This is a genomic window from Arthrobacter sp. Y3221160, assembly GCF_059092585.1.
In genome coordinates this window covers 667,748-691,111 of the sequence record NZ_JBNHHU010000001.1, presented here as the reverse complement: position 1 = coordinate 691,111, position 23,364 = coordinate 667,748, and the positions used below count along the sequence as shown (strand labels likewise).

Below are 23,364 nucleotides of genomic sequence, written 5' to 3'. Positions count from 1 at the left end.
AGCTTCAAGTATTGTTAATTGCATGAACATTCAAGTAAACCCCCAGGACCTGCTCTCGGCCGACCTCAGCATGGGCACCGTGATGCTCAAGGTCGGCGACATGAAGAACATGACCAACTACTACCAGCGGGCGCTGGGACTGGACCCGGTCTCCGAGGGACTCGGCGGGGTTTACCTGGGCCGCGGCACCACGCCGCTGCTCCACCTGGCCCCGGCCAACGGGCTGCAGCTGCCGTCGCGCGGCGAAGCCGGCCTCTTCCACACCGCCTTCCTGTTCGAGAACCAGTCGGACCTGGCCGCCACCGTGGCCACCGCGGCGCAGACCGACCCCTCCCGGTTCGCCGGCAGCGCCGACCACCTGGTCAGCGAGGCGTTCTACTTCACCGACCCGGAGGGCAACGGCATCGAGCTCTACTGGGACCGCCCCCGCGACCAGTGGTCCTGGAACGAGACCGCCGACGGCAAGGAGGTCCACATGGACAGCCTGGCCCTGAACCCCCAGACCTACCTGCAGAGCCACCTGACCGAGGAGTCGCTGTCCACCCAGCGCGAGGCCGGCGCCGGGATCGGCCACGTGCACCTGCAGGTCGGCGACACCAACGTCGCCGAGGAATTCTACGTGAAGACCCTCGGCTTCGAACGCACCGCCGGCTGGCACGGCCAGGCACTGTTCGTCGCCGCCGGCGGCTACCACCACCACATGGCCATGAACGTCTGGAACAGCCGCGGCGCCGGGCCGCGCAAGGACACCCTGGGTCTGGGCGAGGTGCTGATCCACGTGCCGACCGAGGACGAGGTCGGCGCCCTGACCGAACGCCTCACCAGCGCCGGCATCGCCCACCACCACACCGGGGCCGAGCTGCGCTTCGAGGACCCGTGGCGCAACCAGTTGCGCGTCGCCGTCGGCTGAGGCGGAATCCCGCCCGGTGCGGCTAGGCTGAAGAGGTACCACTCGGTCTAGCCGCGGAAGGACCTGCAGATGTCCGGAACCACCGAAATCTTCGTCGCCACCCACGATGTCGCCGTCCGGCGCGCCGCCGAGCTTGAGGCCAGCGTCGACTCCCGCGGGGAAACCGACGGGCCGATGGCCGAGGTCGAGGATGCGCCCAGCCTTCGCCTCAACGGGGTCACCGACCTTGAGGTCGAGATCCTCGGCGGCCTGGCCGCGAAGGCCGTCGGCGCCGCCGGCGGCGAGGCCCTGGACATGGCCGACGTCTCCAGCGACTACCTGATGGTCGCCCCGGATGCCATGGTCCAGTCGCTGGCCGAACTGCTGACCTACACCGACGACGACGGTGCCTCCCTGATCCCGGAGGTTGCCTCGCGGTGGGCCGCGGAAGAGGACATGCCGTTCAGCGGGGCCATCGCCGAAGACAACGTGCGCCGGATTGCACAGCTGGCGTCGCTGGCGGAGCAGGCCGAACGCCAGCAGCTCTACGTCTGGTCCACGACCGCCGAAGCCTGACGTTTCCCGGGTCGAGCGGCCTGAAGTGCCTGCCGCCGAACCGGTGGCAACGCGCCGCCGTCGCCAAGTCGCGCGGATTGGTTCCCATCTGGCACAATAGACAGGTACTCGATCTGCGCGGCCCCTCTCTCCGCGTGTGTATCTTGTCCTTTGAACCCCAACCATGGCCCGCCCCACGGGAGCAGACATACGGGTTCGCCCATTTTCAGAACCAGGAGTGACCACAACAGTGGCCGTAAAGATTCGCCTTAAGCGCTTCGGTAAGAAGTTCTCTGCCCACTACCGCGTCGTTGTCATGGATGCCCGCGCCAAGCGCGACGGCCGTGCCATCGAGGAGATCGGGCAGTACCACCCGACCGAAGAGCCCTCGTTCATCGAGATCAACTCCGAGCGTGCCCAGTACTGGCTCGGCGTCGGCGCCCAGCCGACCGAGCAGGCCGAAGTTCTGCTCAAGATCACGGGCGACTGGCAAAAGTTCAAGGGCATTGAGGGCCAGGAAGGCACCCTCAAGACCAAGGCTGCCAAGGAAGCCTTCGTGGCTCCCGAAAAGGACTCCGTGATCGTCCCCGAGGCCATCACCCCGAAGGCCAAGAAGGAAGAAGCTGCCGAGGCTCCGGCCGAGGAAGCAGCCGCAGACGAAGCCGAAAAGGCTGAGTAATGCTGGCCGAAGCGCTCGATCATCTGGTCCGCGGGATCGTTGACAGTCCTGACGACGTCAAGGTAACGCAGAAGAGCAACCGCCGCGGTGACATCATCGAGGTGCGTGTTCATCCGGAGGATCTGGGCCGCGTCATCGGCCGCCAGGGCCGCACCGCCCGCGCACTGCGCACCGTGGTGAACGCCTTGGCCGATGACCAGGTCCGCGTGGATGTGGTCGATACCGACCGCCGCCGCTGATCCGGATCGGCGCCTGCCCGGCATCGAGCCGGGCACCCATTCCATAACCTCCGGCCCCTGTACCAGATAATGGTCCAGGGGCCGGACGTTTTTCTTCCAAAGGAGTCTGCATGCAGGTACAAGTTGCCCGGATCGGCAAGCCGCACGGCATCCGGGGCGAGGTCACGGTGCAGGTGCTGACCGACGCTCCGGCCGATCGCTTCGTCCCCGACGTCGAGCTGACCGTGGAGCCGGCCGGTTTGGGGCCGCTGACGGTGCGCAGTGCCCGCTGGAACAAGGACATCCTGCTGCTGGGTTTCCATGAAGTCGCCGACCGCAACGGCGCCGAAGAACTCCGCGGCGCCAGGCTCTTCGTCGACACCGAGGACGTCGAGGACGACGACGACGCGTGGTACGAGCACGAGCTCGTCGGCCTCGAGGTGCGCATAGGGGAAGACGCGGTCGGCAAGGTCTCCGGCCTGAACACCATGCCCGCCCAGGACCTGCTGGTCGTGGAGGACCTGGACGGCGGGGAAGTCCTCGTGCCGTTCGTCGAGGAGATCGTGCCGGAGGTAAACGTGGAGGCGGGCTTTGTCCGGCTCACCCCGCCGGCCGGGCTGTTCGAGCTGAACTCGCCGGATGCGCAGGAGGCCCCCGACGACGGCGAGGGGGAGCGCTAGGTGCGCATCGACGTCGTCAGCATCTTTCCGGAGTACCTGGCCGCGCTGGACCTGTCGCTGATCGGCAAGGCGCGCCAGGACGGGCTGCTGCAGCTGCAGGTCCACGACCTGCGCGACTTCACTACCGACCGCCACCGCACCGTCGACGACACCCCGTACGGCGGCGGCGCGGGCATGGTCATGAAGCCCGAACCCTGGGCGCAGGCGCTCGAATCGGTCGTTGCCGCGAGCCCCCGCGGGGACGTGCCGGCCCGCCCGGAGCCCGCCGCGGACACGGTCCCCGAACCGGCCGCCGCCCGGCCGGTCCTGATCGTCCCGTCCCCGGCCGGCGAGGTCTTCAACCAGGCCCTCGCCTACGAGCTCGCCGCCGAGGACCATCTGGTGTTCGCCTGCGGCCGCTACGAAGGCATCGACGAGCGCGTCCTCGACTGGGCGGGCGGGCATTTCCGGGTCCGCCCGGTCAGCCTCGGCGACTACGTGCTGAACGGGGGAGAGGTGGCCGTGCTGGCGATGGTCGAGGCCGTGGGCCGGCTGGTTCCCGGCGTCGTCGGCAACCCCGACTCGCTGGTGGAGGAGTCCCACTCGGACGGGCTGCTGGAGTATCCGGTCTACACCAAACCCTCCGAGTGGCGCGGCCGCGGTATCCCGGACGTGCTGCTCAGCGGAAACCACGCCAAGATTGCCCGGCACCGCCGCGACGAACAGCTGCGCCGCACCGCCGCGCGCCGCCCGGACCTGGTCCTGGCCCTGGATCCGGAAACCCTGGACAAGCAGGACCGCGCTACCCTGGCCGGACTCGGCTACACCGTCACGCCCGAGCGGGTCGTGCCGGATTCGGCGCACCCGGAGCTTCAGCCACGCCGCATGTAGGGCTGGGGCGGCATGTAGGGCTTGGGCGGCGGAATTAGAGCTTGGGCCCTGCCGTGTGGCAAAATAGAGGATTGTGTCCGCTGGGCACGTTCCTGCCACAGGGGGAGCGTCGCCAACAGCCGGACTCTCCGGCCGCCGATTCCCGGATGGCCGGTTTCCTGAATTTCGGCAGCAACCGTTGCAGGCACCGCCTGACCGTCCTGCCGTGACCAAAGTGAATGACCTGTGGCGTTCACCAGGAGTGAGAAATGCATATCCTCGACTCTGTTGACGCAGCATCGCTGCGCAGCGACGTTCCCGAGTTCCGCGCCGGCGACACCGTTAAGGTGCACGTGAACATCATCGAAGGCAAGACCGCCCGTATCCAGGTTTTCCAGGGTTTCGTCATGGGCCGCCAGGGCCATGGTGTCCGCGAGACCTTCACCGTCCGCAAGGTTTCCTTCGGCGTGGGCGTGGAGCGTACCTTCCCGGTACACTCCCCGATCATCGACCACATCGAGGTCGTCACCAAGGGCGACGTGCGCCGCGCCAAGCTGTACTACATGCGCAAGCGCCACGGCAAGGCAGCCCGCATCAAGGAGAAGCGCGACTTCGGCACCGCCAAGTAAAGTTGCCCACCGGCAACTTCTTGACCTAACCAGTGCAGCACCTCCCTGGTTCCCCCGAAGCCTCGGGGGAACAACCAAGACGCCGGCCCGGACTTCCGGGCTGGCGTTTTGTGTTGGCCGTCGTCGCCTGCGCCGTGGTGCTCAGCGCCGTCGTGCGCGCCACGCTGCTGGACGTGTACTACATCCCGTCCGGCTCGATGGAGCCGCTGCTGGAGACCGGCGACCGTGTCCTGGTTTCCCGCACCGACTACCACTTCGGCGGGATCCGGCGGGGCGACCTGGTGGTCTTCGACGGGCGGGGCTCGTTCGCGCCCTTTAATAGCGGCAAGTCCCCGTTCGTGGACGCCGCGCAGCAGGCCGGCCAGTGGCTGGGCATTGCCGGCAGCGACACCATCTACGTGAAGCGCGTGATCGGCCTGCCGGGGGACTCGGTCGAGTGCTGCGGCCCGGACGGGCGGCTGCTGGTCAATGGCGAGCCCGTCGAGGAGGATTACCTCTTTCCCGGCGACGCGCCCAGCGAGGTGGAGTTCTCGGTCCAGGTGCCCAAGGATAGATTGTGGTTAATGGGGGACCACCGGTCGGCCTCGGCCGATTCGCGGGCCCTCCTCGGCGCGCCCGGCGGGGGCATGGTCCCCGTCGAGCGCGTCATTGGCCGCCCGCTGAGCATCATCTGGCCGCTCGACCGGGTGTCCGGGCTGGAGCGGATACAGTTGGATGCCCAGCCAGCGGAGAATCGAGGATAGTGAGTATGGACCAGGACCCGAAGGACACTGGCGGGTACCAGCCGGATGCCTCCGGGCCGCGGAAGCGCGAACGCCAGCGCGAACACAAGAACGCCGGACGGAACTCCCTGTTGTCGTGGCTGAAGGAGATCGCCACGATTGTCGCGGTCGCCGTCGTCCTTTCTTTCCTGATCAAGACCTTCCTCTTCCGCGCCTTCTTCATCCCGTCCACCTCGATGGAGGACACGCTCGAGGTCGACGACCGGATCTTCGTGAACCTGCTGGTCCCGCAGCCGTTTGAGCTCAGCCGCGGCGACGTGGTGGTTTTCCAGGACAAGCTCAACTGGCTGCCGCCGAACGGGGCGGATGAAGGCAACTGGTTCCAGCAAATCCTCACCTTCGTCGGGCTGATGCCGGACGCATCCCAGCAGCACCTGGTCAAGCGCGTCATTGGCCTGGGCGGCGACCAGGTGGTCTGTTGCGACGCCGATGGCCGCATCTCGGTCAATGGGGAGCCGCTGGACGAGGATCCCTACCTGGCGCCGGGCTCGGACAACGCCCGGATTCCCTTCGACGTGACGGTGCCCGAGGGTAAAATCTGGGTCATGGGCGATAACCGGAACCATTCCGCGGACTCGCGCGAACACCAGGACGAGGCGTCGAGGGGCTTCGTGGACCTCGAGTCCGTCGAGGGCAAGGCCAGCGTCATCGCCTGGCCGCTGGACCGGCTGGGCTTCCTGGGCAATTACCCCGAGGTCTTCGACGGCGTCCCGGAACCGTCCGAAGCGTCCGGCGGCGGGAAGCCGGCCCTGGCCCGGCAGGACGAGGCACCGTGACCGGCAGGAACCCCACGCTGCGCTTCGAGCGGTCCTTCGCGGAGGCGGGCCACCGGCTGGTCGCCGGTGCGGACGAAGTGGGCCGCGGGGCCCTGGCCGGACCGGTCAGCGTAGGGATGGTGGCCATCGACGCGACCTCGGCCAAGCAGATCCGCGGCGTCCGCGACAGCAAACTGCTCAGCCCGGCGGACCGGGTGGCCCTGGTGCCCAAGATCCACAAGTGGGCGACGGCCTACGGCGTGGGGCATGCCAGCGCGGCCGAAATCGATGCGCTGGGCCTGATGGCGGCCCTGCGGCTGGCCGGCGCGCGGGCCTGGGGCCAGGTGCTGGCCACCGCGCGCCCGGACATCGTGATCCTCGACGGCAACCACGACTGGCTGTCGGCGGGGGAGCCGTCGCTCTTCGACGACGTCGCGCAGCCCGGCTGCGACGCGCCGGTCCGGACCAGGATCAAGGCGGACCTGCAGTGCCTCAGCGTGGCCGCGGCCAGCGTGCTGGCGAAGGTGGAGCGCGACGCGATGATGACCGGCTACGCCGCGGACTATCCGGACTACGCCTGGGACATCAACAAGGGCTACGCCACCGCCGCGCACCGCGCCGCCTTGCTGGGCATCGGTCCCTCGGAGCTGCACCGCCGAAGTTGGCGGCTGACCCCCGAGGAACCGCTGATGCCCGCCGTCGAACTCGCGGAGTAAACGCCGCGGGGCAATCTGGGGCAGGATGGATACATGAGCGCCGAAGACCTTGAGAACTACGAGACCGACATGGAGCTGCAGCTCTACCGGGAGTACCGCGATGTCGCCGGCCTGTTCAGCTACGTCGTGGAAACCGAGCGCCGCTTCTATCTGGCCAACCACGTGGACCTGCAGGCGCGCTCTGCCGACGGCGAGATCTACTTCGACCTGACCCTGCAGGACGCGTGGGTCTGGGACGTCTACCGTTCCGCCCGGTTCGTGAAATCCGTGCGCGTGATCACGTTCAAGGACGTCAACGTCGAGGAACTGGCAAAGAACGACGACCTGACCCTGCCCAAGGGCGGGCTCGGCGGCTGAGCGGCTACCGGCCGCCGACCCCGTCCAGGGTGATGTACGTCTTGCGGACGGTGTCGTGGACTTCCCACGTGCCCTTCCAGCCGGCGGGCATGACGACGGTGTCGCCCGCGCCGGCTTCCACCGGCTTCTGCCCCTCGGCGGTGATGGTGACCCGCCCGGCCAGGATCTGGCAGACCTCGTGGTAGCCGTCCCGCACCGCGGTGAACAAACCGGGGGAGCACTCCCAGATGCCCACGTTGAGGCTGTCCGCGCTCCAGATTTCGCGCGATGCCTCCTGCTGCCCCTCTGTGACCGCCGTGGGCTTGGGCCCGGGCGCTCCGAGCGCGGCGTGGGGCGCCGCCGGGAGGTGAATGGTGTCAATGGACATGGTTGATCCTTTCCAAGGGGTGGGCCGCGCTGGTCGGGCAGGGCATGCTCGCGCCGCCCGACCAGCGCGAAGTACTTCAGGCGCGGCCGGAGATGAGGTCTGCGGCCTTGGCAATCGGGGAGGTTGAGGTGCGGCCGGAGTTCTCCGACTTGTCCGCGGCGTAGTACGCCGCGTACATGGCCTGGACGGCAATCCAGCGCAGGGGTTCCACTTCCCAGGTGCGCACCCGGCGGTTCACCCACGGCATGGTGGTCAGTTCGCTCTCCGTATCCAGCACCAGGTCCCGCAGTGTGCGGCCGGCCAGGTTCGTCGCGGTCACGCCGGTGCCGACATACCCGCCGGCCCAGCCGATGCCGGTCTCCCGATCCAGGCCGACGGTGGCCTTCCAGTCGCGCGGGACGCCCAGCACACCGGCCCAGGCATGGTCGATCCGTGCGCCGCGGGTGGCCGGGAACATGTCGTGCAGGATCGCGGCCAGGTTCTGGATGGTCTCGGGCTGGGTGGCCCCGTCCGTGTCCGTTTTGGAGCCAAACCGGTAGGGCACGCCGCGCCCGCCGAGCGCAATCCGGTTATCGGCCGTGCGCTGGGCGTACATGTAGGCGTGCGCCATGTCGCCCACGGTGTCGAACTCATTCCACCCGATCGCCGCCCAGGCGTCGTCTCCGAGGGGCTCGGTGGCGATCATCGACGAATTCATCGGGAGCCATTCGCGGTGCGAGCCCTTCAGGTTCGCGGTGAAGCCCTCCGTCGCCCGCAGAATGTACTCGGCCCGGACATCACCCCTCTCCGTCCACGCCAGCCGGGGGCTGATTTCGGTGACGGTGGTGTCTTCGTAGATGCGCACGCCCAAAGCTTCCACCCTTTCCGCCAGGCCGCGCACCAGCTTGGCCGGATGGATCCGGGCACAGTGCGGCTGGTGGACGGCGCCGAGCGTGCCGGCAATCCGGACCCGCTCGCTGCTTTCGGCCGCGCTCAGCAGGCGGACGCCGGCCTCGGGCCACTCGGCCTCGGCTGCGGCCAGGGCCTTGAGCCGTTCCAGCTGGGCCGGATTGCGGGCCACATTCAGCTCGCCGCCCTTGCGGACACCGGCGTCGATGCCCTCCGCACCGGCGACCGCGATAACCTCGTCCACCGTCTCGTTCAGCAGCGTCTGGAAGCGGCCCACCAGCGCACGGCCGTGCGCCTTGACGTACTGGCCGCGGCCGCCGGTGATGCTGTTGGTCAGCCAGCCGCCGTTGCGGCCCGAGGCGCCGAAGCCGGCGAAGCGGCTCTCCAGCACGACGATATCCAGCTCCGGCCGGGCCTTCTTGAGGTAGTACGCCGTCCACAGCCCGGTGTAGCCGGCGCCGACGATGGCGACATCGGCCGTCGTGTCGCCGGCCAGGGCCGGCCGGGGCGCGGGCAGCCCGTCCTCGGCAAACCAGAAGGAGACGTTGCCGTTAACCGTCGAGGCCGTCTCGGTGATCAGTTTTTTGCTCATGGTGGGGTTTCCTAGGTCGTGGAGACGAGGTCGGAGTCTTCGAGCAGCACGCCGTCCCGGGCGGACCAGTAGACGACCGCATCGTCTCCGGGCCGCAGGCCGTTGCTTTCGGACAGCGGGGTGCGGACGATGCCGGTGGAGCCGTCGGGCAGCTGCAGTTCATACTTGTGGCCGGAGCCCAGATAGATGTTCTGGACCACCTTGACCGGGACGGTGACGGCGCCGCCAGGGACTTCCTCCGCCTTCGGGGCGACGCGCAGCTGCTCGGGCCGCAGGACCAGGGCACCCTTGCCCGAGACGCTCCGGCCGGCGGGGCCGCGGAGTTTGGCCCCGTGGAAGTCCATGGACCACTCCGGGCCGGCCGCATCGACGTCGGCACGGAAAATGGTGGACTCGCCCATGAACTTGGCCACGAACAGGCTGGAGGGGCGCTCGTAAAGCTCGGCACTCGTACCGACCTGCTCGATCCTGCCGTTGTTGAAGATGGCGATGCGGTCGCTGAGGATCAGGGCTTCTTCCTGGTCATGGGTGACGAAGACGAAGGTGCGGCCGACTTCCTGGTGGATCCGCTTGATCTCCAGCTGCAGCTTCTCGCGCAGGTTCTTGTCCAGCGCGCCCAGCGGCTCGTCCATGAGCAGCGCCCGGGGGTTGAAGACCATGGCGCGGGCGAAGGCGACGCGCTGCTGCTGGCCGCCGGAGAGTTCGCGCGGGTAGCGGTCCTCATAGCCGGACAGTCCGACGGTCTTGAGTGCCTCGGCAATCAGCGTTTGCTGTTCGGACTTAGGGGTCTTGCGCTGCTGCAGCGGAAACGCAATGTTCTCGGCGACGCTCATGTGCGGGAACAGGGCGTAGTGCTGGAAAACGACGCCGAGCCCGCGCTTGTGCGCCGGCACGTTGTCCACGCGCTGGCCGTCGATCTCGATCGAGCCGCTGGTCAGGTCCGTGAAGCCGGCAACGAGGTTCAGCGTGGTCGTCTTGCCGCTGCCGGACGGGCCCAGCAGGGTGATGAATTCACCCGGCTCGATGGTCAGCGAGACGTCGTCCACGGCGGTGGATTTGGCATAGCGCTTGGTGACATTCTGGATGTCGATCCGAGTGCCGGCCCCGGTGAGCTTACTGGACACGTTTCCTCCTACGCATACTGAGCAGCCCGACGGCAATGATGATTGTCGTCAAGAGCATGATCAAGGTTGCTGCGGCCGCGATGGTTGGGTCCGTGTCCCTGGTGACGGACGAATACATCTTGACGGGCAGCGTTTCCAAGTACGGACTTTTAATGAAGATCGACAGCACGACCTCGTCGAACGAGGTCACGAAGGCGAAGAGTGCGCCCGAAACGACTCCGGGCAGAATGGATGGCAGGATGACCTGAAGGAACGTGGACCACCGGTTCGCGCCCAGGCTCGCCGCCGCCGTCGCCAGCCGCTGATCGAAACCGCTGAGGGCCGCCGTGACGGAGACCACCACAAACGGCACGGCCAGGACCGTGTGGGCGAGCACGAAGCCGGTCAGGGTGCCCAGCATCTGCAGCCGCAGGAAGATCGCATAGATGCCGATGGCGAGGATGATCGCCGGCACCACGATCGGGGCCAGCAGCAGCGCCTGCAGCGTCTTGGCAGCCCGGCGCCGGACGAACTTTTGCAGGCCCATCGACGCCGCGGTGCCTATGACGGTCGCCGCGACGGCAACGATGACGGCGATCAGTATCGAATTGCCGAGGGCGGACATCCACGCCCGGTCGGTGAAGAAATTCTCATACCAGCGCAGCGACCAGCCCGACGGCGGGAAACTCAGCGAGGCCTTGTCCGTAAAACTGAGCGGAATGACGATCGAGGTCGGCGCGATCAAGATGGCGGCCACCAGGCCCGCATAGACCAGCAGCAGGGACCGGGTCAGCACGGAATGTTTCACAGCAGTCCTCCTTCATCGCCGGCGGCACGTTTGCTCTTGCGCAGCAGCAGCGCCAACAGGCCCAGCAGCAGCAGCGTGGCAAGGAGCAGGATGACGCCCAGTACGCTGCCGCGACCCCACTGGAGTTGGCCGTTGACCTGCACGTAGATGTATTGCGAGATCAGCATCTCGGATGGCGAGCCGAGCAGCGCCGGGGTGATGTAGAAGCCCAGCGCCTGGATGAAGACCAGCAGGGAGCCGGACACCACGCCGGGCATGGCCAGCGGCATGAAGATCCGGGTGAAGGAGACGAAGGGAGCGGCGCCCAGGCTGCTGGAAGCCTGCAGCAGCCGCAGGTCCACGTTCCGCATCGACGCGTACAGCGGCAGCACCATGAACGGCAGCAGCACCTGGACCATGCCGATCAGGACGCCCGTGGTGTTGCGGATCAGCTCGAACGGCCCCAGCCCCAGGAACCCGAGCATGCCGTTGATCAGGCCGTTGTCCTGCAGCAGGATGATCCACGCGAAGCTGCGGATCATCAGCGACGTCCAGAACGGTATGAGGACTATGACCACCAACGCCGCACGCATCTTGGGGCCCGAAATCACCATGAAGTACGCGTACGGATAAGCCAGCACCAGGCAGATGGCTGCGGACAGCAGCGCGACCCACAGGGTCCGCCCGAGCACGGCCCAGTTGCCGGCGTTGGCGGCAAACCACTCGTAGTTCTGCGTGCCGGGCACCGGGTCCGCCACGCTGCGCCACATCGCCTCGGCCAGCGGGTAGGCGAACACGCCGGCCATCAGCGCCAGCGCCGGGAGCAACAACAGCAGCGGACTCAGCCGCGGGCGCCTTCCGGCCGACGGCGCTGCGCCGCCCTCGCCATTCCCCGTCCGGCCGGCCGGGGCTGCCGGCCGCACGGGGTCTTTGACTGCATTGCTCATTAGGAGACCCAGGCCGTCCAGCGTTCCAGGGTCGAGGCGTAGTTCTCGCCCCACCATTCGAAGTCGGAGACCAGGACCTTGTCGGCGATCTCCGGTTCGGTGATCAGGAACTTCTTGCCGTTCTCATTCACCGCCGGCTTGGCGTCCAGGTGGACCGGGGAATACGACGTTTCCTCGGTGAGCTTCTCCTGCTGTTCCTTGCCGAGTGCGTAGTTGATCAGGGCCATCGAGGCCTTCGGGTTCTTGGCGTTCGTGGGAACGGCCAGGACGTCCATGACCACGACGCCGGTCTCCCAGACCGGCTCGAACGGGGCTCCGTTTTCCACGGCTCCGTAGGCGCGGCCGGACCAGACGATGGCCATGTCCACTTCCTCCGCCTCAAGCATCTGCTGCGACTGGGCTCCCGTGGTCCAATACACGAGGCTGTCCTTGATGGTGTCCACCTTCTTCAGCGCCCGCTCGACATCGAGCGGGTAGAGGTCTTCCTCTGCCACCCCGTCGGCGATCAGGGCGCCCTCGAGGAGGCCGCCTCCGACGTCGGCGCCCTGGACGGCCCGCTTGCCGGGGAACTTCTTGGTATCGAAGAAATCGGCCCAGCCCTGGGGCGCCTCGCTGTACTTCTCGGTGTTGTACACGACGACCGCCGCGTACTGCATGGCCGGCACGTAGCACTCGCTGGCCAGGCCCTCGGGGATTTTGGACTTATCGATGATCGAGTAGTCCAGCTTCTGCAGGAGCTTTCCGCATTGGCCGGCCGCCCAGTTCGAATCGGTGTCGACGACGTCCCACGTCACGTTGTTCGACTCCACCTGCGCCTGGATCTTCGCATACTCCATCGGCCCATCGGACAAGACGTTCGCCCCGGACTCCTCGGCGAACGGCGTCACTGCCGCCGCCATCTGTCCGTCCTGGTAGATGCCGCCGTAGGAGGCAAAGGTCATGTTCAGGCCCTCCAAGGCGCCGGCTTTGACCGTTCCGGCCTCCGCGGGACCGGTGCCCAGGTCGATGTCGGCCGAGGCGGCACTGCCCCCACCGCCACAGGCCGACACGAGCAGCGCGACTGCTGCCGCTATTCCAACCGGCAGGGCCCGCCGGCGGCGGGATGTGCTAAGTGCTGACATTGTTTCTCCTCTTTCGTGTGGAACGCTGAGTGCGGAAGCGCCGGCTGTCGAACCGTCCGGCCCGCTGCTTTAGATGGTTGGAGGGCTGATGATCCACATGACCTCGGACGTGCCGTGGGCCAGGTTCCGAAGGCCGTGCGGCGCGGACGAGAGGTATTCGACGCTGTCCCCGCCTTCCAGGACATGGGACTCGCCGGAGAAGCGGACCTCCACCCGCCCCTTCAGGCAGACGAGGACCTCCTGCGCATTCCCGTGGGCGTACAGTTCCTCGCCGGTCCCGCCGTGCATGTCGAGTTCGCCGGCGTAGACCTCCAGGTTCCGCTGCGGGGAGCCGGTGAGCAGGTACTTGTTGAGGCCGTCGCCGGCATGGAAAACCGGCCGGTCGGCCTTGCGCAGTACCCGGCCCTCGGGCCTGGTGCCGTCGATCAGCTCCGCCGTCGTCGTTCCGAGGGCTTCCGCGATCTTCTTGAGCGTGGCGACGCTGGCGTTCGAGTGCGCGTTTTCCAGCTGGCTCAGGAAACCCGAGCTGACGCCGGTCAGCTGGGCCAGGCTGCGCAGCGAGATGCTCCGCAGTTCCCGTGCCGCACGAATGCGCTGGCCGATCGGCTGCTCGTTGTCCGCCGTACCGCTCATCGAACACCTCCTTTAGTCTTCCTAACGCGGTGATTTATGTCACTTATCACCGCGTTTAGTAGACCCTAGCCCGGGTGTTCAGCCGAAAACAAGCGTTTCACCGATTTTTTTGTGAGCCGCGTCTCGGGGCTCGGGCCAAAAAACCGTCCGCTTCCCTAGGGCCTCACTCGCCGAGGTCGGCGCCGAGCTGAAGGCGCGCCGCCGCCAGCAGCAGCGACTTGGTGTAGTCCGGCGTGATTTTCGGGTCCTTCGTGGCCACGGCCATGATCAGGCCGTCGATGAGTGCGACCAGGGTGTCCACGATCTGTTCCACCGGGATCGCGGGGGTGAAGCGGCCGGCATCCGTGCCTTCGGCAATTGCTGCGGCCAGCGCCTTCCGCCACAGGGTGTTGGTGTGCAGCACAACGGGTTGCACCTCCCCGTGCCTGCTGGCCGCCGCGCAGGATTCCAGCCAGACGGTGCAGTGCTCCGGATCCGTGACCGCGCCGGCGAGGAGCGCCCGGATTTTCGCGGCCGGGTCCTCCTGCCGCTGCGCGGGCAGCTGCCATTCCGTCGCCCTGCGCTCACACGCGGTGACCAGCATTTCGCGGACCACGGCGTCCCGGCTGGGGAAGTAGTGCTGGATCATTCCAATGGAGATTCCCGCTTCCGTGGAGATGTCCCGCAGGCGGATTCCGTCGAATCCGCGGGCCGCCAGCAGGCGTTCCGCCGCCTCGAGGATGAGGCGGCGCCGCGGCTGATCCTCGACCGTCAGCGCGCGGCCCGGGGCGGCAACGGGGCTCATGTTTTCCCTTCGATGTGCTGTGATACCGTTCACAATAATTCATTATTAACGGGAACGACAGCGGCCCGAGTGCCCCATCCGCGGCGGGCCCGTGGACCGCACGGCGGGCCCCTGACCTGCTGCCGACAGAAGCGAGGAAAACCATGGACCGGCTCGTAGACCGCACCATCAGCGCGGCAGCCTTCACCGATGAGGCCCGCGGGCCGCTGCCCGCCCGCGCGCGCACCGTCGTCGTCGGCGGGGGAATCATCGGGGCCAGCATTGCCTATCACCTGGCGGCCTCGGGGGAGACGGACGTCGTCCTGCTCGAAGCCAACGTCCTGGGCAGCGGCACCACGTGGCACGCGGCAGGCCTGGTGACCGGCGGGAGGACGACGACGGCGATGACCAAGCTGGCAAGGTACGGCCTCGAGACCTACGGCACGCTCGAAGAACGCTCCGGGCTCGACGTCTCGTTCCAGCAATCCGGCTCGGTGATGGTGGCGCGGACCGCCGGCCGGGTGGATGAAATGCACTACGCCTGCGACGTGGCCCGCCAGAACGGCACGGAGGCGGAGATCCTGGATGCGGCCGGCCTGGGCCGGCTGTGGCCGCTGGCCCGGACCGACGGAGTACTCGGCGCGCTCTACCTGCCCGACGACGGGCACATCAACCCCGGGTATGCGGCGCTGTCCTTCGCCAAACTTGCCCACGGGCTCGGCGTCGCCCTGCGCGAAAACGTGTCCGTCACCGGCATCCGCCACGGCCGGGGCGGGGTGACGGGCGTCGTCACGGATCAGGGGACCATAGAGGCCGAACGGGCGATCCTCGCCTGCGGGCTGTGGACGCGCGACCTGGCCGCGACCGCCGGGGCGCATGTGCCGCTGTATGCCGCCGAGCACGTGCACGTGCGGAGCGGGGAGATCGACGGCGCCGTGCCCGAGCTGCCGGTCTTCCGGGATCTGGACAACAGCTACTACATCCGACACGAGTCGGGGCGGCTGCTGGTCGGCGCCTTCGAGCCCGACGGGTTGCCGCGGCCGGTGAGCGGGATCGGCAGAAGCGGTTTCGCGGAGTTCGAGGCCGACTGGGAACACTTCGCGACGATCCGCGGCAAGGCGGAGGCGGCGGTGCCGGCACTGGCGCAGAGCCGTTACGACCGCTTCCTCAATGCCCCGGAAAGCTTCACCCCGGATTCCAACTTCGTCCTCGGGGAAACGTCCGAGGTGCGCAACCTCTTTGTCGCGGCCGGCTTCAACTCCCAGGGCATCATTTTCGCCCCCGGCGCCGGTCGGGAACTGGCCGAGTGGGTGATCTCCGGATCGCCGGGCTTCGACGCGGCCGCGGTGGACGTCCAGCGGTTCTCGCGGCACCAGAACAACCGGCGCTACCTCCATGCCCGGACCCGGGAGGGGCTCGGACGCCTCTACGCCATGCACTGGCCGCAGCTGCAGCCGACCACGGCACGGAACGTGCGGCGCTCGCCGCTGCACGCCCGGCTCGCCGAACTCGGCGCCTGCTTCGGGGAGCTCAACGGCTGGGAACGGGCCAACTGGTACGGCGACCCCGGGACCGCGCCGCAGTATGAGTACAGCTACGGCCGGCAGAACTGGTTCGACCGAGTCGGCGAGGAGCACCGTGGCGCACGGGAAGGGGTGGTGCTGTTCGACCTGAGCTCCTTCGCGAAGATCGAAGTGGCAGGTCCGGACGCGCTGGCGGTCTGTCAGCAGGCCTGCACGGCAGACGTCGACGTCCGCGTCGGCAAGGCCGTCTACACCCTGATGCTCAACGAGGCCGGGGGGATCGAGCTGGACGGCACCGTCACCAGGCTCGGGGAAGACCGGTTCCTTGTGGTGACGCCCGCCTTCAGCCAGGACAAGACGCTGGGGTACCTGCGGCGGCTGGCGCAAGGCAAGGCGGCCGCGGTCTTCGATGCGACGGCCGGTCTGGCGACGATCGGGGTCATGGGACCGAAGAGCCGGGAACTGCTCGGCCGGGTCTCGCCCGAGGACTGGTCGGACGCCGCCCAGGCCTACACCGAGGGACGGACCGTGGAGGTTGCCGACGGCTTCGCCTATGCCCTGCGGGTGAGCTTCGTCGGCGAACTCGGCTACGAGCTGTACCCGGGCACGGACACGGCCCTCAACGTGTTCGACGCGTTGTGGGAGGCCGGCCAGGACCTCGGCGTGCGGCTGGCCGGCTACCACGCCCTCGACTCGCTGCGCAGCGAGAAGGGTTTCCGCCATCTCGGGCACGACATCGGGCCCGCCGACGACCCGTACTCCGCAGGACTCGGCTTCACCGTGGCGCTGGACAAGCCGGGCGGCTTCGTGGGCCGGGACGCGGTGGCCAAGCTGGACCCGGCGGCGCCCGCCCACCGGACCGTCTACCTGGCGCTGGAGGACCCGGAGGCATTGTTCGTGCACGACGAGACCGTGTTCTGCGACGGCGTGCCGGTGGGCCGCATGACCAGCGGCAGCTACGGCTACACGCTGGGACGCGCCGTCGGGCTCGCCTCGGTCGCCGCGGATACGGACCTCTCCGGAACGTTCACGGTCGAATGCCGGGGCCGGCTCGTCGCGGCCACAGTCTCACGGCGCCCGTTCTACGATCCGAAAGGGGAACGGCTGCGCGGTTAGCAGCCGGCCTGCCGGTCGAGGCCTGACCTGCACCTCGGTGCGGCGGGGTGTTCCGCGGCCGATCAGCGGCCCAGCGCGGTCGGAACACCCCAGTCGGCGCTATCCGCGGCCTCGAAGCGACCCAGCCGGTAGGGGCTGATGTCAGCCTCAGGCTGCTTGTCCTCGGCCAGGTCGGCGACAATGATGCCCATCAGCGCCGAATACTTGAAGCCCTCGCCGGCATCCCCGCAGGCGACAACGACGCCGGGGACCGGCGAATCGACGACGAACCTGCCGTCGGGGGTGTCGGTCCACACGCAGACCTGCGCGTCGAGCACATCAGGTTGCAGCGACAGCAAGTCGCGGCGCACCCGTTCGCGGATGATGCCGGTGCGCACCTCATCCGGGGACCTGTCGGCGTCCCCCTCGATGTAGTGCCGCAGCGGACTGTCCAGGCCGACCTTGTAGCCTATGCCGGGGCTGCTCATGGCGTAGATGCCCGGTGCTTCGTCAGTTGGGCCGTCGAAAAAGCAAGAATAGTCGTCGGTGGCGCCCCGCGCGCCGCCGAAGTGGACCACCTGCTCCAGGTACGGCCGAAGCGGCGCAGGCAAGCCAAGCTGTGCGAGCAAGGTGCCGCTCCCCGGACCGGCCGCAATCACCAACACGTCCGCATCGACGCGCCGGCTATCGGAAAGGGAAGCGCTGACGGTTCCCGAAGCCGCCGAAACCTCCGACACCGTGGCCCCGTGCAGGAAGGTGCCGCCGGCCGCGGAAAACAGCCGGAACTGGGCCTGCAGGCTCGCATCGGCCAGCACCACGCCGGCGTCCCGCTGCCAAATGGCATCCCGGCCGTCCGGCCTCAGGCCGGGCAGGAACGCTGCAACGTTGTCCGCGTCGACCTCCTCGAAGGGCACATCTTCGGCCAGGAGGGTCGACCGCAGGCGCGGCAGCGACAACGTGTCGCGCCACAGCAGGCCCTTTTGGTGGTAAACGGGTTGCCCGGCCCTGCTCGAGAGCCGCTTCATGGCCTCCAGCCCCAACCTGGACAGCCGGACCCGGCCGGGGTCCGGGTCGGCAATGCGCCACATGCGCGTCGGTCCATAAGAGGACGACAGGGGGTTCGATACGCCGAAGCGGTCAATCAGGGTGACGTGATGACCCCGGCCGGCCAGCTCGGCCGCTGCCGGCAAACCCCATGCACCGGCTCCGACGACAGTTATCCTCACTGCAATGTCCTTCCTGCGCCCCGGACCGTTCCTGTCCGTGCAGCAGGCCGGCGCCCGCTTGCGCGCGACGAGAGGCTGAACCGGTGGCTGACATGGAGCGCAGGCCGGGGTGTGCTGCGCATCACTTCTCAGCGTAACGGAGGCTGCCGCCCTGCCCTGCACAGGCCGCCGCACGGGGCGGGATTTCCACATCCCGGGGGTCATGTGAAGCTGCCCTCCGCCGCCCCCGCCACGCTGGAGGGCATGAGAGCGAAAGACGACCTGGGCCGACGCGGTGAGGAGATGGCCGCGTCCTATCTTTCCGGCGCCGGCCAGCGTGTCATCGACCGAAACTGGCGCAGCCCCGACGGCGAACTGGACATCGTCTCCGTGGACGGGGCGACCATCGTGGTCTCCGAGGTCAAGACCCGGCGCAGCACCGACTACGGCCACCCCTTCGAAGCCATCACCGACGCCAAGGTCCGCCGTCTCCACTTTCTCGGGCACCAGTGGCTGCGCGACCACGGCATGGCCGGCACGGCAATGAGGGTGGATGCCGTCGCGGTGCTCTACGGGCAGGGGCGCTGGCCCGTGATCGAGTACCTGAAGGGCGTCGGCTGATGAGGCTCGGACGCACATTCTCGGTGGCGCTGGTGGGCCTGAACGGGCACATCGTCGAGGTAGAAGCGGACATCGGACAAACCCTCCCGGCCTTCATTCTCCTGGGGCTGCCGGACGCGGCCCTGACCGAGGCCAAGGAACGGATCAAGGCCGCGGCGAAGAACGCCGGGGTCCCGCTCAGCAGGCGGAAGATCACCGTCAACCTTGTCCCCGCTTCGCTGCCCAAGAAGGGCTCCGGCTTTGACCTGGCCATCCTGATGGCCTCGCTCCAGGCGGCGGGAGACGTCCGGCCCAGCGGCCGCAACATCTTCCTGGCCGAGCTGGGACTCGACGGAAGGCTCCGGCCGGTCAGGGGTGTACTCCCGGCGGTGATGGCGGCCGTCGAAGCCGGGTATCCGCATGTTGTCGTTGCCGACGCCAACGCCGCCGAGGCCGCGCTGGTGCCGGGCGCCCGGGTGCGCAGCTTCAGCAATCTGGTTGAGGTCTTGATGGCCTTCGGCGCCGACGCGAACCGGCTGAATCCCGCCCCGCCGGAGCGGCTGGGCCCGTCCGTCCCGGCCGCAGCACCTCCTGCGCCCGCCCCCGACCTGGCGGACGTGGCGGGGCAGCATGAAGCCCGGGAGGCGCTGGAAGTAGCCGCTGCGGGCGGCCACCATTTGCTGCTCGTCGGTCCGCCCGGTGCCGGCAAGACGATGCTCGCCGAACGGTTGCCGGGCATCCTGCCCGATCTTTCCGACCACCATGCCATGGAGGTCACCGCCATCCACTCCCTGAGCGCCACGGCCGCCCCGCTGACCGAGCTGGTGCGGCGGCCGCCGTACGAGAGCCCGCACCACACGGCAACGGCGGTCTCCATCATCGGGGGCGGCTCCGGCATGCCCCGCCCGGGAGCGGCCTCGCGGGCACACCGCGGGGTGCTGTTCATGGACGAGGCACCCGAATACGACCGGCAGGTGCTCGACGCGTTGCGCCAGCCGCTGGAGAGCGGGCGGCTGGTGGTACACCGGGCGGCGGGCAGCGCCGCCTACCCGGCCCGTTTCCAGCTCGTCATGGCGGCGAACCCCTGCCCGTGCGGGCTCTCCGGCGGCAAGGGTTTGGAATGCACCTGCACGCCCGACCAGAGGCGCCGCTACTTTGGCAAGCTCTCCAACCCCCTGACCGACCGCATCGATCTGCAGTTGACTCTGCCACGGCTGACGGTGGGGATGATGGCCATGGGTGCGCAGCGGGAAGACAGCGCGGCCGTCGCCGCCCGGGTAGCGGTGGCACGGACGGCACAGCGGGCGAGGCTGCAGCCGTGGGGCATCGGGTTGAACGCGGAGATCAGCGGCGAACTGTTGACCGGGAAGCTGCGGCTTCCGGCCGCTATCACCAGGGACCTGGACCGGGCCATGGAATGCGGAGTGCTGACCGGCCGTGGCTACTCGCGGGTCCTGCGCGTTGCCTGGACGCTCGCCGACCTGTCCGGCCTGGACCGACCGGACCGGGACTGCGTCGGCACGGCGCTGGCCTTCCGCCAACAGGTCAAGGCGGCGTGACCATGCCGTCCCCATCTGCGGCCGCAGGCCAGGAGGAGATGACCAGAATGACGCAACTGCCGTCCACCGACGAACGCCTTGACAGGGCGGCGCTGTCCCGGCTCATGGAGCCGTCTGACTGGATCGGCCAGGCTCTGGTCGCTGCTGCCGGCGCCCACGACGCCCTCAGGGTCGCCACCGGCCAGATCAAGGCCGGGCACGGTCTGCAGGCGGAATTGCTGCGCGCCCTCGACCGCGTACCCTCTGCCGGCAACGCCCAGCCGCTCAGCGACGCCCTCGAGCGGTGGGCACCGCGCATCAAGGACCTTGCGCCCGAACGCGACCTGGCCGTGATCGGCAGGCTAGGCGGCACCGTGCTCATACCCGGAGACGCCGTGTGGCCGGCCGCGTTGAAAGACCTCGGGCTGGGCGAACCGCTCTGCCTCTGGGCGCGGGGAAGGTTCACGGACGGCATCCCGGACGTCCGGACAACGGTCGCCGTTGTCGGTTCCCGGGACAGCACGAATTACGGCAACCAGGTGACCGGCGACATCAGCAGCGGACTCGCGCAGCGGGGCTATTGCGTGATTTCCGGCGGGGCCTACGGGATCGACGCGCAGGCCCATCGTTCGGCCCTGGCGGCGGAGACCGAACATGTCGCCACCATGGCGGCCATGGCCGGCGGCCTGGACCGGTACTACCCGGCCGGAAACGAAGAACTGCTCCGCGCCATCGCCAACCGGGGGATCCTGCTGGCCGAAGTGCCGCCCGGCGCCGCACCAACACGTTGGAGATTCCTGCAACGAAACCGGCTCATCGCGGCGTTGGCCGCCGCAACCATTGTGGTGGAGGCCCGCTGGCGCTCCGGGGCACTGAATACTGCCCATCACGCCGCGGGGCTGGGCCGCGGCGTGGGCGCCGTCCCCGGATCCGTCTACAGCGCGAACTCGGCCGGTACCCATCGGCTGCTGCGCGACGGGAGCGCAACTGCCGTCACGGATGCCGCAGAGGCAGCCGAGCTCGCGGGACCGCTGGGAACAGTGCCCGCCGGGGGCCAAGAGGTGCTCGCCGACCACGACGGACTCGGCGTGGACGACCTGCTGCTGCTCGACGCCCTGCCGGTTCGCCGGGGAAGCACCGTGGACAAGCTCGCCACGGTTGCGGGCATCCCGGTCCGCACCGTCCTCGCGGGGCTCGGCCGGTTGGAAGCGGCAGGACTGGCCGTCCAGGACGCCACCGGCTGGCGCCGGGGGCGGCGGGACTGAGTAGGACACAGGGAAGGAGCGCGGCGGCAATTCAGCCGTGCCCCCGTGCGCCTCCTTGAGTTCGGCTGGCCGGACCAGCAAAGTGAGGGGATGAGCTCTGCAGACCAACCCGAACCGCAGGGCACCGAGCCGCTCCCGCAGGCCTTCGACGCGGCCCTCGATGGCTTCGCCCGCTATCTGAAGGCGGAACGGGCGCGCTCGGAACATACCATCCGCGCCTATGTGACCGACGTCCGGCACCTGCTCGGCTACGCAGCGGAAACCGGTGCCCGGGAGCTGCCGGACATCACCCTCGGGACCCTGCGGTCCTGGCTGGGCGCGATGAACGGAGCCGGCATGGCCCGATCCACGCTGGCGCGGCGCACGGCCACCGCCCGCACGTTTATGGGCTGGGCGTTGCGGGAAGAGCTCATACACACCGATCCGTCGCTCCGGCTGAAGGCGCCCAAACGCACCGGCTCGCTGCCCACCGTGCTGCGCCCGGCCCAGGTCGACGAGCTGTTCCGAACGCTCGCCGAGGAAGCCGCCGAGGGGGAGCCGATGCCCCTGCGGGACCGGGCGATGATCGAACTGCTCTATGCCACCGGAATCCGCGTCAGCGAACTCGCGGGCCTGGACATCGACGAAGTGGATAACGAACGCCGGACCATCCGAGTGCTCGGCAAGGGCAACAAGGAACGCACCGTTCCGTTTGGACTGCCGGCCGCCGTCGCCATGGACGACTGGCTGCGCCGCGGCAGGCCCAGGCTCGCCACCGCGGAAAGCGGTCCGGCCCTGTTCCTCGGCCAACGCGGCAGGCGCGTGGACCCGCGCCAGGTGCGCTCCGTCGCGGCGAGGCTCTTCGGCCTGCTCGGCGACACCTCGGCCACCGGGCCGCACGCCCTCCGGCACAGCGCCGCCACGCACCTGTTGGATGGGGGAGCGGACCTGCGGGCCGTCCAGGAGATCCTCGGCCACAGCACTTTGGCGACCACCCAGCTCTACACCCACGTCTCCGTGGACCGGCTGCGCCGCAGCTACCAGCAGGCGCACCCGCGGGCCTGATCGCGGACAGCAGCGGCGGGCGGGACCGGCCGCCCGCCCGGAACGCGGCCGCCCCGGGGAGCCCCCGGACCGGCTGCACTGGCGGAACCGGCGACACGCCATAACACATTGGTAGTTACACTGGCGCAATTCGATGCCGTACGGCACAATGAGGAACGAAGCGTCGGAAACAGCAGTACTGACAAGTTCCATCCGTTGACAGGCTGAAGGTCGTTGGGGAAGACGTACCTACAGCAAATGGAGGATGGGATGTCTGTTGTGATGACGCGTGGAGTGCTGTTTGTGCATTCAGCACCTTCGGCACTGTGCCCGCATATCGAGTGGGCCGTCGGATCCGTCGTGGACAAGCGAACGGATCTCGAGTGGACCCCGCAGCCTGCCGCGCCCGGAATGTACCGGGCCGAGCTGTCGTGGGTCGGCGCGCAGGGGACCGGCGCCATGCTGGCCTCTGCCCTGCGCGGCTGGGCCCATTTGCGCTATGAAGTCGCCGAAGAGCCGAGCGCCGGGGTGGACGGCGGCCGCTGGTCGCACACGCCCGAACTCGGCATTTTCCACGCCATGACCGACGTCCACGGAAACATCATGGTGAGCGAGGACCGCATCCGCTACGCCTACGAAGCCGGTGCCGGCGATCCCGCAGCCGTCTACCACGAACTGTCCCTCGCCCTGGGCGAGGCATGGGACGAAGAACTCGAGCCTTTCCGCCACGCCGCCGAAGGCGCCCCCGTCCGCTGGCTGCACCAGGTCGGCTGACGCCGGCTCTTCCCTCCCTCCTCCATCCACG

The 23,364-nt window shown here is 68.4% G+C and carries 26 protein-coding genes; 17 read left to right on the top strand and 9 right to left on the bottom strand.

Going from position 1 to position 23,364, the window contains the following annotated elements:
- Positions 1–22: 22 nt before the first annotated feature.
- The 11 genes from AC5RWG_RS03180 (at position 23) to AC5RWG_RS03130 (ending at position 7,109) form a co-directional block, all read left to right on the top strand.
- Complete coding sequence (locus tag AC5RWG_RS03180; RefSeq protein ID WP_494128258.1) at positions 23–910, top strand: VOC family protein; 888 nt, start codon at positions 23–25, stop codon at positions 908–910.
- A gap of 69 nt (positions 911–979) precedes the next feature.
- Positions 980–1,465, top strand: coding sequence for a hypothetical protein (locus tag AC5RWG_RS03175; protein ID WP_493999966.1), 486 nt, complete (start codon positions 980–982; stop codon positions 1,463–1,465).
- Positions 1,466–1,694: 229 nt separating this feature from the next.
- Positions 1,695–2,123, top strand: coding sequence for a 30S ribosomal protein S16 (rpsP, locus tag AC5RWG_RS03170; protein WP_493977360.1), 429 nt, complete (start codon positions 1,695–1,697; stop codon positions 2,121–2,123).
- Entirely contained in the window at positions 2,123–2,362 is a 240-nt protein-coding gene (locus tag AC5RWG_RS03165; RefSeq protein ID WP_493977361.1) for an RNA-binding protein, read from the top strand. Before rpsP ends, AC5RWG_RS03165 begins: the two co-directional genes overlap by 1 nt.
- Positions 2,363–2,472: 110 nt before the next feature.
- Positions 2,473–3,021 (top strand): ribosome maturation factor RimM, encoded by a 549-nt coding sequence (gene rimM / locus AC5RWG_RS03160; protein WP_494128257.1) that lies wholly within the window; start codon positions 2,473–2,475, stop codon positions 3,019–3,021.
- Complete coding sequence (gene trmD / locus AC5RWG_RS03155) at positions 3,022–3,891, top strand: tRNA (guanosine(37)-N1)-methyltransferase TrmD (protein WP_494128256.1); 870 nt, start codon at positions 3,022–3,024, stop codon at positions 3,889–3,891.
- Positions 3,892–4,139: 248 nt separating this feature from the next.
- Positions 4,140–4,499, top strand: a complete 360-nt coding sequence (rplS, locus tag AC5RWG_RS03150) for a 50S ribosomal protein L19 (RefSeq protein WP_493941266.1) — start codon at positions 4,140–4,142, stop codon at positions 4,497–4,499.
- A 32-nt stretch (positions 4,500–4,531) separates the two neighbouring features.
- Complete coding sequence (gene lepB / locus AC5RWG_RS03145) at positions 4,532–5,242, top strand: signal peptidase I (RefSeq protein WP_493999963.1); 711 nt, start codon at positions 4,532–4,534, stop codon at positions 5,240–5,242.
- A gap of 5 nt (positions 5,243–5,247) precedes the next feature.
- On the top strand, positions 5,248–6,057 hold the full coding sequence (gene lepB / locus AC5RWG_RS03140; RefSeq protein WP_494128255.1) for a signal peptidase I: 810 nt from the start codon (positions 5,248–5,250) through the stop codon (positions 6,055–6,057).
- The gene (gene rnhB / locus AC5RWG_RS03135) at positions 6,054–6,752 is read left to right on the top strand and encodes a ribonuclease HII (RefSeq protein WP_494022923.1); all 699 of its coding nucleotides are present in this window, start codon (positions 6,054–6,056) and stop codon (positions 6,750–6,752) included. The genes lepB (AC5RWG_RS03140) and rnhB overlap by 4 nt, the downstream gene beginning before the upstream one ends.
- 33 nt (positions 6,753–6,785) lie before the next feature.
- Complete coding sequence (locus tag AC5RWG_RS03130) at positions 6,786–7,109, top strand: DUF2469 domain-containing protein (RefSeq protein WP_493999960.1); 324 nt, start codon at positions 6,786–6,788, stop codon at positions 7,107–7,109.
- A 4-nt stretch (positions 7,110–7,113) separates the two neighbouring features.
- Here the strand turns inward: AC5RWG_RS03130 and AC5RWG_RS03125 are convergent, their stop codons facing one another.
- From AC5RWG_RS03125 to AC5RWG_RS03090, 8 genes are all read right to left on the bottom strand, one after another.
- Entirely contained in the window at positions 7,114–7,476 is a 363-nt protein-coding gene (locus AC5RWG_RS03125) for a cupin domain-containing protein (protein WP_493999959.1), read from the bottom strand.
- Positions 7,477–7,552: 76 nt separating this feature from the next.
- Positions 7,553–8,956 (bottom strand): NAD(P)/FAD-dependent oxidoreductase, encoded by a 1,404-nt coding sequence (locus AC5RWG_RS03120; RefSeq protein WP_494073807.1) that lies wholly within the window; start codon positions 8,954–8,956, stop codon positions 7,553–7,555.
- A gap of 11 nt (positions 8,957–8,967) precedes the next feature.
- Positions 8,968–10,080: an ABC transporter ATP-binding protein gene (locus AC5RWG_RS03115; protein ID WP_493999957.1), complete on the bottom strand. Its 1,113-nt coding sequence runs from the start codon at positions 10,078–10,080 to the stop codon at positions 8,968–8,970.
- Positions 10,070–10,867 carry an ABC transporter permease gene (locus AC5RWG_RS03110; protein WP_494073808.1) on the bottom strand — a complete coding sequence of 266 codons (798 nt, stop codon included), beginning with the start codon at positions 10,865–10,867 and terminating at the stop codon, positions 10,070–10,072. The genes AC5RWG_RS03115 and AC5RWG_RS03110 overlap by 11 nt, the downstream gene beginning before the upstream one ends.
- A complete protein-coding gene (locus AC5RWG_RS03105; protein WP_494025726.1) occupies positions 10,864–11,793 on the bottom strand; it encodes an ABC transporter permease in 930 nt (309 codons plus the stop codon). Before AC5RWG_RS03105 ends, AC5RWG_RS03110 begins: the two co-directional genes overlap by 4 nt.
- A complete protein-coding gene (locus AC5RWG_RS03100; protein WP_494166391.1) occupies positions 11,793–12,914 on the bottom strand; it encodes an ABC transporter substrate-binding protein in 1,122 nt (373 codons plus the stop codon). Before AC5RWG_RS03100 ends, AC5RWG_RS03105 begins: the two co-directional genes overlap by 1 nt.
- Positions 12,915–12,983: 69 nt before the next feature.
- Entirely contained in the window at positions 12,984–13,547 is a 564-nt protein-coding gene (locus AC5RWG_RS03095) for a helix-turn-helix domain-containing protein (protein WP_493999953.1), read from the bottom strand.
- Positions 13,548–13,710: 163 nt separating this feature from the next.
- A complete protein-coding gene (locus AC5RWG_RS03090; protein WP_494012296.1) occupies positions 13,711–14,331 on the bottom strand; it encodes a TetR/AcrR family transcriptional regulator in 621 nt (206 codons plus the stop codon).
- A 143-nt stretch (positions 14,332–14,474) separates the two neighbouring features.
- Between AC5RWG_RS03090 and AC5RWG_RS03085 the strand changes: the two genes are divergently transcribed.
- The gene (locus AC5RWG_RS03085; protein WP_494073811.1) at positions 14,475–16,949 is read left to right on the top strand and encodes a GcvT family protein; all 2,475 of its coding nucleotides are present in this window, start codon (positions 14,475–14,477) and stop codon (positions 16,947–16,949) included.
- Positions 16,950–17,011: 62 nt separating this feature from the next.
- On the opposite strand, the gene AC5RWG_RS03080 is transcribed toward AC5RWG_RS03085, so the two are convergent.
- On the bottom strand, positions 17,012–18,346 hold the full coding sequence (locus AC5RWG_RS03080) for an NAD(P)/FAD-dependent oxidoreductase (RefSeq protein ID WP_494167092.1): 1,335 nt from the start codon (positions 18,344–18,346) through the stop codon (positions 17,012–17,014).
- 51 nt (positions 18,347–18,397) lie between these two features.
- Between AC5RWG_RS03080 and AC5RWG_RS03075 the strand changes: the two genes are divergently transcribed.
- The 5 genes from AC5RWG_RS03075 to AC5RWG_RS03055 all read left to right on the top strand — a co-directional run bounded on the left by AC5RWG_RS03075 (position 18,398) and on the right by AC5RWG_RS03055 (position 23,333).
- The gene (locus AC5RWG_RS03075; RefSeq protein ID WP_494166390.1) at positions 18,398–18,754 is read left to right on the top strand and encodes a YraN family protein; all 357 of its coding nucleotides are present in this window, start codon (positions 18,398–18,400) and stop codon (positions 18,752–18,754) included.
- Positions 18,754–20,292 carry a YifB family Mg chelatase-like AAA ATPase gene (locus tag AC5RWG_RS03070; protein ID WP_494166389.1) on the top strand — a complete coding sequence of 513 codons (1,539 nt, stop codon included), beginning with the start codon at positions 18,754–18,756 and terminating at the stop codon, positions 20,290–20,292. Before AC5RWG_RS03075 ends, AC5RWG_RS03070 begins: the two co-directional genes overlap by 1 nt.
- A gap of 38 nt (positions 20,293–20,330) precedes the next feature.
- Positions 20,331–21,536, top strand: a complete 1,206-nt coding sequence (dprA, locus tag AC5RWG_RS03065; RefSeq protein WP_494166388.1) for a DNA-processing protein DprA — start codon at positions 20,331–20,333, stop codon at positions 21,534–21,536.
- Between the two features lie 90 nt (positions 21,537–21,626).
- Positions 21,627–22,580, top strand: a complete 954-nt coding sequence (locus AC5RWG_RS03060; RefSeq protein ID WP_494012292.1) for a tyrosine recombinase XerC — start codon at positions 21,627–21,629, stop codon at positions 22,578–22,580.
- 249 nt (positions 22,581–22,829) lie between these two features.
- Positions 22,830–23,333 carry a DUF3145 domain-containing protein gene (locus tag AC5RWG_RS03055; RefSeq protein WP_493977382.1) on the top strand — a complete coding sequence of 168 codons (504 nt, stop codon included), beginning with the start codon at positions 22,830–22,832 and terminating at the stop codon, positions 23,331–23,333.
- The last annotated feature ends 31 nt before the right edge of the window (positions 23,334–23,364 follow it).